9 protein-coding genes are annotated in these 9,428 nt (G+C 67.2%); 3 read left to right on the top strand and 6 right to left on the bottom strand.

All coding sequences use genetic code 11. The features are described from left to right. Positions 1–109: 109 nt before the first annotated feature. Complete coding sequence (gene rlmN / locus ACWGQ2_RS17745; protein WP_452019563.1) at positions 110–1,336, bottom strand: 23S rRNA (adenine(2503)-C(2))-methyltransferase RlmN; 1,227 nt, start codon at positions 1,334–1,336, stop codon at positions 110–112. Between the two features lie 130 nt (positions 1,337–1,466). Between rlmN and ACWGQ2_RS17740 the strand changes: the two genes are divergently transcribed. Next, on the top strand, positions 1,467–1,988 hold the full coding sequence (locus ACWGQ2_RS17740; protein ID WP_452019562.1) for a GNAT family N-acetyltransferase: 522 nt from the start codon (positions 1,467–1,469) through the stop codon (positions 1,986–1,988). 20 nt (positions 1,989–2,008) lie between these two features. On the opposite strand, the gene ACWGQ2_RS17735 is transcribed toward ACWGQ2_RS17740, so the two are convergent. Both ACWGQ2_RS17735 and ACWGQ2_RS17730 read right to left on the bottom strand, forming a co-directional pair. Beyond that, positions 2,009–2,830 (bottom strand): DUF1295 domain-containing protein, encoded by an 822-nt coding sequence (locus tag ACWGQ2_RS17735; protein WP_452019561.1) that lies wholly within the window; start codon positions 2,828–2,830, stop codon positions 2,009–2,011. Between the two features lie 81 nt (positions 2,831–2,911). Then, positions 2,912–3,382, bottom strand: coding sequence for a nucleoside deaminase (locus ACWGQ2_RS17730; RefSeq protein ID WP_452019560.1), 471 nt, complete (start codon positions 3,380–3,382; stop codon positions 2,912–2,914). Between the two features lie 174 nt (positions 3,383–3,556). Here ACWGQ2_RS17730 and ACWGQ2_RS17725 point away from each other — a divergent pair, with 174 nt between their 5' ends. Beyond that, on the top strand, positions 3,557–4,372 hold the full coding sequence (locus ACWGQ2_RS17725) for an SMP-30/gluconolactonase/LRE family protein (RefSeq protein ID WP_452019559.1): 816 nt from the start codon (positions 3,557–3,559) through the stop codon (positions 4,370–4,372). On the opposite strand, the gene ACWGQ2_RS17720 is transcribed toward ACWGQ2_RS17725, so the two are convergent. Both ACWGQ2_RS17720 and ACWGQ2_RS17715 read right to left on the bottom strand, forming a co-directional pair. Then, entirely contained in the window at positions 4,369–5,625 is a 1,257-nt protein-coding gene (locus tag ACWGQ2_RS17720; RefSeq protein ID WP_452019558.1) for an MFS transporter, read from the bottom strand. The two genes, ACWGQ2_RS17725 and ACWGQ2_RS17720, sit on opposite strands and share 4 nt — an antisense overlap. Before the next feature lie 164 nt (positions 5,626–5,789). Next, positions 5,790–6,959, bottom strand: a complete 1,170-nt coding sequence (locus ACWGQ2_RS17715; RefSeq protein WP_452019557.1) for an MFS transporter — start codon at positions 6,957–6,959, stop codon at positions 5,790–5,792. Between the two features lie 86 nt (positions 6,960–7,045). Here ACWGQ2_RS17715 and ACWGQ2_RS17710 point away from each other — a divergent pair, with 86 nt between their 5' ends. Continuing rightward, positions 7,046–7,615 (top strand): TetR/AcrR family transcriptional regulator, encoded by a 570-nt coding sequence (locus ACWGQ2_RS17710; protein WP_452019556.1) that lies wholly within the window; start codon positions 7,046–7,048, stop codon positions 7,613–7,615. Positions 7,616–7,700: 85 nt separating this feature from the next. Here the strand turns inward: ACWGQ2_RS17710 and ACWGQ2_RS17705 are convergent, their stop codons facing one another. Continuing rightward, positions 7,701–9,419, bottom strand: a complete 1,719-nt coding sequence (locus ACWGQ2_RS17705) for a CocE/NonD family hydrolase (protein WP_452019555.1) — start codon at positions 9,417–9,419, stop codon at positions 7,701–7,703. Positions 9,420–9,428: the final 9 nt, after the last annotated feature.

Raw genomic sequence — 9,428 nt, 5'->3', positions numbered from 1 at the left:
GGGTTCGAAAACCCGGCCTCCCGCCGTCGTTGTTTATGTTTTGCTCCGTTTTGGGATCCTGCTCCGGTTCGCCGCGGAGCGTTTGGCACAAACCGGAGCGGAACCGGCGCTAGTCAGCCGCTGCGAGCTGGCCGCAGGCGCCGTCGATCTCCTTGCCGCGGGTGTCGCGGACCGTGGTGGGAACACCGGCGTCGATCAGCGTGTCGATGAACTCCTGGATCACGTCCGGTTCCGGCGAAGTCCAGATGGAGCCCGGGGTGGGGTTCAGCGGGATCGGGTTCACGTGGACCCAGCCGCGGCCGCGGGAGTTTAGCTTCTTGGCCAGCAGGGCTGCACGCCACGGGTGGTCGTTCATGTCCTTGATCAGCGCGTACTCGATCGAGACGCGGCGGCCGGTGGTGCGGTAGTAGTTGTACGCGGCGTCGAGCGCCTCATCCACCTTCCAGCGGCTGTTGACCGGAATCAGGTCATCACGCAGTTCATCATCCGGTGCGTGCAGGCTCAGCGCGAAGGTGACCGGGATGTTTTCCTCGGCCAGCTTCTTGATCGCGGGAACCAGCCCCACGGTGGAGACCGTGATGTTCCGGGCGCTCATGCCCAGGCCCTCGGGAGCCTCGGCGGCCATACGGTGCACGGCGTTCATGACGCGCTTGTAGTTGGCCAGCGGTTCGCCCATGCCCATAAAGACAATGTTGGTGACGCGCTCGGCGTCGTGTCCGCCGTCGCGGCGCTTGCCGCCCAGCCCGCCTTCGGCGATGACCCGGTTGGCCTGGACAATCTGGTCCAGGATTTCCGCGGTGGACATGTTCCGGGTGAGACCGGCCTGGCCGGTGGCGCAGAACGGGCAGTTCATCCCGCAGCCGCACTGGCTGGAAACGCAGAGCGTGATCCGGCCCGGGTAACGCATGAGCACCGATTCAACGAGCGAACCGTCAAACAGCCGCCAGAGGAACTTGATGGTGTCGCCCTTGTCCGTGGTCAGGCGCTTCACCTCGGTGAGCAGGGTGGGGAACATCTCCGCCACCAGCTCGTCGCGGCGCTCCTTGGGGAGGTCGCTCATCTTCTCGGGGTCTGTGGTGTAGTGCTGGAAGTAGTGCACCGAGAGCTGCTTGGCGCGGAACGCGGGCAGCCCCAGGGACTTGAGCTTCTCCTGTCGCTGGGCAAGCGTCAGGTCAGCGAGGTGTTCCGGGGGCTGGGAAACCCGGGGGGATTTGAACTGCAGCAGGGGCCGGCCGTCTGGCTCCTTGGCCTGCTCCCAGCCTTCGGTTGCGGGACGCACCTGCGGCTTGTCGCCGGGCACGCTCAGGGCAGCTGGGGAAGTTTTGGGGGAAGTCATCCCTTCCATTTTTGCATGTCTTGGCGAATCGTGTATTTGCCTTAGTCCAGTTCTCACACAGCGGAAACACGGCGGTAATCCGGGGTTCGTAGATTGAGGTGAACCAGTCCCGCAGGCCCAGGAGGTTCACTTGTTCCCGCTTCCCCCGAACCTGACCATCCGTGAAGTGCCCTGGTCCAACCCGGTGGGCGCGGACCTGCGGCGGGCGCAGCAGGCTGAACTTGACTCCCGCTTCGGGGGCACCGGGCACGACCCGTCCCCGCCCACCGAAGAGGACACAGCTGTGTTCGTAATCGCCTATGAACGCAGTTCGGGACAGCCGCTGGGGTGTGGGGGGCTCCGGCGGCTGGACCGCTCGACGGCGGAAATCAAGCGGATTTACGTGCTGCCCTACGCCCGCGGTTCAGGAATCGCCACAGCCATCCTGTCCTCGCTGGAATTCCGTGCCCGAGCCGCGGGTTTCGGAGCCGTCACGGCCGAGGCTGGATCGGCCCAGTCCGACGGGAAGCGGTTCTACTCCCAGGCGGGGTACACCGAGGTGCCGAACTTCGGTCCGTACGCCGACCTGCCGCATTCGACCTGTTTCGCCAAGGTAATTGAGCCCGGCGCACGGTCCACTCAGCTCAGCGCTTCTCTCACCTCGAAGCTGTAGCGCGCAGGCCTGCAGTACCCTCAGCCCGCTTCGAGCGGGCGGGAGCGGCCGCGCTGCGGCAGCGGAATGATGGGTGAGGTGCGCCGCTGGTACTGCGCGTACGCGGGATAACGGCTGGACGAAATGCTCTCCGTGAAGACCGTGGATCCGGCGAAGAGCAGCGTCAGCAGCACGGGGCCGGCGATGGTGAGGTGCAGCCAGACGCCGGAGGCGGTTACCGCGAAGCCGTAGAACAGCCACCACTGTGCCTGTTCGAAGAAGAAGTTGGGGTGCCGTGAATAGCGGAACAGTCCGGTCTGGACGAAGCCCTGCCCGGCTTCCCGGCCCGCGGCCCGTTCGGCCTTTTTCCACTGCTGGTAGTTCCACTGCTGCTGGTCAGCCGTGGTCTCCCCCGCGAGGGCTGCCACGAACAGGACGGCGAGCGCCCAGTCCCAGGCACTGAGCGGTCCCGGATTCTCGAATACCGTCAGGGCCGGAAGTGTCATCAGCCAGATGATCAGGTTCTGGTAGAGGCTAATGAATGCCAGGTTGAACAGCTGGAACTGCCATGGCCGCAGCCTGCCGCGAAGAATCGCCCACCGGTAGTCTTCGCCGCCGGGCGCGTAGCCGCCCTTGCGGGCGAAGTTGAAGGTGAGCCGGGCGCCCCAGAGCGTCACCAGGACTGCCATCAGCACCAGCCTTGCTTCCCAGCCCGACGCCGCGGCGAACACCCACACGTACGCCACCGGAACGATCGACCAGATCCGGTCTGTCCAGGAGTATTCGCGGGTGATCAGGGACAGGATCCACGTGGCGGCAGAAGTCGCCAGAAAGATCCACAGGCACACACGAACCGGGTCCATTCTTGGAGGATACGGCTCTCACTGCCGCCGCGGGACCCCCGCAGTGCCGGATGACCGGAACGGGCTCCAGACGCCGGCTGGTTAGTAGTCGATGCGCGACGCCGCGGCGTTCCAGGCGTCAAAGGGTGCGGTCCGGGTGTCACCGGGCAGCTGGTTCACGGGCATCGAGCGTTCCTCGAGAGGAGTCTCGAAGTATTCGTAGAAGACGACGTCGTCGAACCCTGCGGCCGCGGCGTCGTGCCGGTCCGCTGCGTAGACCACCCGGTCAATCCGCGCCCAGAGGGCCGAGGCCAGGCACATGGGACAGGGTTCGCAGCTGGTGTAAAGCACCGCACCGCTGAGGTTGAACGTTTCCAGTGCGGCGCAGGCGTTGCGGATGGCCGTCACTTCCGCGTGCGCGGTGGGATCATTGCTGGCGGTAACCCGGTTGACGCCGTCGAACGTCCTTCCGTCCGGGGTGACAATGACGGCTCCGAACGGTCCGCCGTTGTCTGCGACGTTTGCGGTGGCCAGCTCGATGGCCCGGGAAAGGTATGCGGCGTCTGAGTTCATGGGTACTGCCCCCTGCGATCATGGCCCCGGCGGTCTCTCCGGCCGGGAAATGCCAGGTAGTTAGCACCGGCCGGTGCCCGCCTTCGCAGAACTGAGATTAGCACCACGTCCCCCGCCGGAGCAGGCAGGTCCGATAGATTACTTCCGCACCCGCAATCCTCAGGAAAGGCAGGCATGGACCAGACACAGTGGACCCCGGTCAGTACCCACGCACTTGAACTCGGTGAAGGGCTGCGGCGCACCGCGGACGGCGCCCGGTGGGTGGACCTGGTGAACGGGGAACTCTATGCCTGGGCACCCGGGAACGGAACTCCGGTGCTCACCCACCGTCTTCCGGAGCCGCTGGGTTTTGCCGAGGACGATCCAATGGGACGGCTGATCGGCGCGGCAGGCACCGGCGTCGTCGAGCTGCTCGCTGACGGCACGTCCGTGCCGCTGGCTGGAACCGGCCTGGACCCGGCGCGCCATCGCGTCAACGACGGCGCCTTCGCGCCGGACGGATCACTGTGGTTCGGAACGATGGTCCACGACGGGTCAGACCCCGACGGCGCGGTGTGGCGCTGGGACCCGGCGGGCAACGCGGTCGTGCGGCTGCGCACCGGCATTCCCATTCCCAACGGTCCGCTCTTCCTGCCCGACGGCCGCAGTGTGCTGGTTTCGGATACCGAGGCGGGAACAATCCTGAAGACGACGACGGCGGACCCCGGTGCTGCGGAGGTGTTCGCCCGGGTGCCGGACGGGAATCCCGACGGCATGTCCGTGGACGCCGCGGGCCGGATTTGGAGCGCGGTATGGGGCGCCTCGCGGCTGGATGTGTATGGCGAAGACGGGAAACGGCTCACCTCGGTCCCGGTGCCGGTCCGGCAGCCCACCAGTGTTCTGGTTCTCGGAGACCAGGTGCTGGTCACGAGCGCGGCCTCGGGCCTCTCCGATCCCGGGGAACTGGACGGTTACACGATCACGGCTCCCCTGGCCGCGGTGCTGCCCTAGCCTGCGGTCGGATCGCCGACGAAGCGGGCGCGGCCGGCCAGGAAGCCCATGCCCGCGGCTGCGGCTCCGATGCCCAGGAACATCACCGCGGCGGGGGTGAAGGAGCCCGAGGCGGTGTGCAGGATGCCCACGAGCAGCGTTCCGGAGGAACCCACCCCGTAGCCGACGCACTGCATCATGCCGGACACGCGGGCCGCGGTGGCCGCGTCGTGCGTGCGCAGCACGATCATGGTCAGCGCCAGCGCCGTCAGGCTGCCCTGCCCGACGCCGAGCATTACCGCCCAGACCCAGATGAGGTCCAGCGGGCCCAGGATCGTGAGCGCGAATCCCGCGCCGGTCAGCAGCGCGATTCCGGCGTTCAGCCAGCCCTGGCTGCGCAGGCGGGCTGCCAGCGGCGGTGCGAGGAAGGACCCAAGGACCTGCACCACGATCGAGCCGGCCACCACATAGCCGGCCACGGTGCCGTCGATCCCCCGTTCCCGCAGGATCGGTGCCAGCCAGGCAAAGACGCTGAAGGACATCATGGCCTGCAGCGCCATAAAGCCGGTGATCTGCCAGGCCAGCGGCGAACGCCAGACCGAAGGGCCGGCGTCGGCCTGCGCTGCCGCCGGCGTCCGGCCGCGGCGCAAGGCCAGCGGCGCGAAAAGCAGGACCACCAGGGCCGCCGGGAGTGTCCAGAACGCGAGCGCCTCCTGCCAGGACCCGGTGGCCTGCAGCAGCGGCTGGGTGAATCCGGCTCCCAGCGCGGCGGCGGCGCAGATGGATCCCGTATAGAGGCCGCTCATCAGGCCCAGCCGGTGCTGGAAGTCGCGTTTGACCAGCGTGGGCAGAAGGACGTTGACGATGCCGATGCCTGCGCCGGCGGCGACTGTTCCGGCGGCCATGGCGGTGAAGTCGCCGGTGCCGCGGACGGCGAGCCCGGCGGTGAGGACCACCATCGCGGCGAGGATGGTGCGTTCAATGCCCAGTTTCCTGGCCAGCGCAGGAGCAGCAGGAGCGACGAGGCCCAGCAGCAGCACCGGTCCGGTCGTGAGCACGCTGACCAGGGCCGGCGGCATTCCGGAGGCGTCGGTGATCTCCGGGAGGATCGCCGAGAAGCTGGAGAAGACGGTGCGCAGGTTCAGGCCGATGAGCACAATGCAGACGGCGAGCAGGATTCCGGCAGTCCGCCGGGTTGGGACCTGCTGCGGGGGTGCGGTGCGCTCCGGCGCTGTGTGCTCCGGCGCCTGAACCGTGGCAGGGGTGTTGCCCATGTCTTCGGTGTCCTCTCCCGAGGACCAGCCCCGTACGTCGCAGGACAACGGTACGAGCAACCGTGTGGCCTGACCAAAACGCCCCCCTCGAGAGGCCAGTTACGGCCCGTTTGGGCGCCGTAACCAGCCGTAACTGGCCTCTCGATGGGAAGTGGGCACTCCGGCTAGGTGCGGCGGGCGCCGGTTCCGGCCGCGGAGGCAGCGCCGTCGTTCTCTGTCGCGGACGCACTCCCACGGACCCAGGCTGGAATGATCGACAGGACCCCGACGGCGGCGGCCAGGCCGAAGGCGGGCAACGGCGTCTCAGGCTGAAGAACGGCGCCCAGCCCCACGGAACCGCCTGCCTGGCCCACGGCGAGGGCAATAAAGAGGGCAACCGTTCCCGCAGAGCCGTTTCCGGGAAGAATCCGCACGGCCCAGACGATCAGCACTCCACTCAGCGCAATATAACTGGCACCGAACAGCGCTGCCGCGCCGTACGCGACGGCAGGGAACCCCGGTGCTGCAGCCAGCAGCAGCGTCGCGGCGGACATCAGTGCGGCAGTCACGGTCCACGCCGTGCGCAGGCTCCAGTTCTGGACAATCGATCCCGCTCCGGCGCCGAGCATCCCGAAGGCTCCCAGCACCATCCACGCGCCGATCGAGTACACCTCCGTGTCGGTGCCCGCAGCCAGGATGGTGCGTCCGAACGTCCAGACCGCAGCACTCGCCGCACCCGCCAGGCCCGCGGCCATCAGCGGCCGGCCCAGCAGCCCCAGTTCCTTCCGGCCCGGCCGTGGTGCCGGCGCCACCGCCGCCTTCTTGCGGTCGGAAAGCAGCGTCGCGATGGTGGACAGAACAACGACGGCGGCAATGGCCGCCCATCCGAGCCGCCACTGGCCTGCCACCAGGATCAGCAGAAGCCCTGCGGCCACGAGTCCGGCGCCGGTTCCGGAGTTGACGATGGTCTGTGCGTTCTCCTGGCTCCGGGACCCGACGTTGGACTCGATGAGGGTCACGAGACCAGGCGTCGCAAACCCGGCACCTGCGCCGGCAAGGATGACGGCTGCCGCCAGCACCCCCGCATTCGGTGCAGCGGCCACTCCAGCGGCGCCAAGCGCAGCGGTTGCCCCGGCCAGCAGAATCACCAGCCGCGGACGCCCGCCCAGCCGGGCCGCGAGCAGTGCGGTAACGCAGTAGGAGAGGAAGCTTCCGGCCTGGATCGCTCCGGACAGTCCGGGACCCAACTCAAAGGCTTCGGCGAACCGGGGCAGGAACAAGCCGTACCCGAACCGGGCCAGACCATAGGTGGCCGCGATCAGGGCCAGCCCGCTGGCCACGAGTTTCCACTGCACTGCCGGCCTCCCACTTCTTCGATCAGAACGGTCGTTACAGTCAAACAGAACTACCGTTACAGAACAAGGCTGGCTAGAGTTAGGCCATGACCACCGGCCAGAAACTCCCGGCCCGCGGGCGGCTGCTTGCCGCTGCCGAAGACGTGTTCTTTTCCCGCGGCATCCGGGCCACCCCCGTCGATGACCTGCTGCGCGCCGCGGACGTTTCCGCCGCCACGCTCTATGCCCACTTTGGCAGCAAGGACGGGCTCGTTGCCGAGGCACTGCGGGCCCGGCTGGCCGAATGGCAGGCAGTGTGGGACCAGTGCGTGGTTCGTGCCGGCAGTGACCTGGACCGGCTGCTGGCTGTCTTTGATGCCCTCGCTGCCTACCGGGAACACCAGCCTGCCGCCCGGTGGTGCGCTTTCCTTGCAACAGCAACCGAACTGCCCGACGCCGGAGAAGAGCTTGCCGGAGTTCTTGCAGCGGACACCGGCCTGCTCAACGAACGGCTGCGGCACTTTGCCCGCCCCCTGGCCGGTGACCGTGCCGCCGATCTGGCCGACGACGTCGTACTGGCCTACAACGGCACCCTGGCGGCGTACCTGCGCGGGTACCCGGCGTCGCCGATCGAGACCGGGCGCCGCGTCGCTGCCGCGGCAGCCGCCGCCTACTAGCTCCCTCCACCAATCGAAAGGCCAGTTACGGCTGGTCTGAGCGCTCAAACCGGCCGTAACTGGCCTCTCGGTGAATGGGGTACGGCTAGCCGACCGTAAAGGGAAGCACCAGCCGGGAGTGATGCTCGGCGTCGCGGTAGATCTTGTGCGTTACCGGCCGGCCCACCGGCAAATGGAAGGCATCCGGGGGCAGCAGAGCGTTGTGCTCATCGGCCAGCGGTTCGTTGTTGGACAGTTCCGCCACCAGTTTGTGCCCGGGAAGGAACGTGTTGGCGAACGGATACAGCCGCACCACGTACTCCTCGATCTTCCCCGGCTCCACCGGAACCGCCCGCGTGTGCGGATGGTACGGGTTGCCCTCGGTGGTGCGTTCCGTGTCCAGCTCCCGGTGCGAGGCCTTGAGGTAGCCGGTGGTGATGAGCTGGCGCTTGCCGTTGGGTGCCGCATCCCAGAGCCGCAGGATGAAGTTGGTGTCCGGCTGGTCAATCTCGACGAACAGGTGCGCCGCCCCGGTGCCGATCATTTCCGTCCGCTGCTCGAAGGCGTCGGTGGACCAGGAGAGGATTTCCACCTTGTCCGTCACGGTCAGCGGCGCCTGGTAGAAGCCGTCCGGCGCTGCGCACTGCGTGCCCAGCAGCTCCGGTTCGTCAGAGAGCTTGCGGCGGGTGCGCAGGTAAAGCGGCTTGTACTCCACGTCCTTCGGCGGCCATGAGTCGGCGGTGACAACCTCGCGCGACCCCTCCACGAAGACGCTCACGGCGGGTTCGTCCATGACACCGTTGTCGATGCCCTTGATCCAGTAGTCGTACCAGCGGAACATCTTGTCGTGTTCTTCGATGAACGGCCGGGACTGCATGGGCGGGTAGGGCCCAATGTCCAGTTTCTTCGGGCCCTTCAGTGCGTGAAAGAGCTCGATTGTGCCGTCCAGCGTCCAGCCGCGGCCCTGGTCCAGGTGGAGCCAGACCGGAATGTCGATGTTCGGGGCCAGCGTGATCGGATTGCGTTCCTCGTACCATTCGCCGTCGACGTCGTTCATCACAATGTCGAACCAGGCCTCGTGGTTCGTGGGGTAGTTCAGTACGTGGACCAGGTTCGGCCAGGCCGCGACGTCGGGATCCGCAAGGCGCTCGGCAACCAGCTTCTTCAGTTCCGCGGGTTCGAATTTCTCCACCATCCGGGACTTCACCCGGTCGGTGAACGCCCAGCCGGAGTCACCGCCGCGGCCTTCCCGGGCGGCCCGCGGCATAAACCACATGACACCGCCATGGTAGGTGGTCTCGTAGAAGTCGTAGTGCCCGCCGGAGACGAAGATCGCCTTCAAGTGCGGCGGCCGTTCGGCGGCGGCGAGGACCTGCATGGAGCCGAAGTAGGAAATGCCCACCATGCCCACGTTGCCGTCACACCAGGGCTGCTCGGCAACCCATTCGATGAAGTCATAGGCGTCCTGGCCCAGTGAGACTCCGCCGGCGTTGTAGTTGCCGATGTGCTCGCCGCCGGAGTCACCGGAACCGCGCAGGTCGCCGATCACGTGGACGTAGTCTTCCTTCACGATCCTGGCTATGTCCCCCGCCTCGATGCAGCCGTCCCACATGGGGCTGGGGCGGCGCTGCGGCGGCATGGTCAGCGCCAGCGCCTGCAGTTCCTTGCCGTACGGGCTGAGCGCCACCAGCGCAGGGCGCGGCTTGTCCCCGGCACCCTGGTAGGCGTCGGCAGCGAGTTCGACTCCGTCGCGCATCGGGATGCGCAGATCCTTCTGGACCGTGATCGGCATCCCGCCGGCCTGGATCGTCTGGAAAGTGGCCATGTGTGGTGC

This window comes from Arthrobacter sp. NPDC055585 (assembly GCF_053619115.1).
Note: the sequence above shows the minus strand (reverse complement) of the source record. Positions and strands in the feature narration are given on the sequence as shown.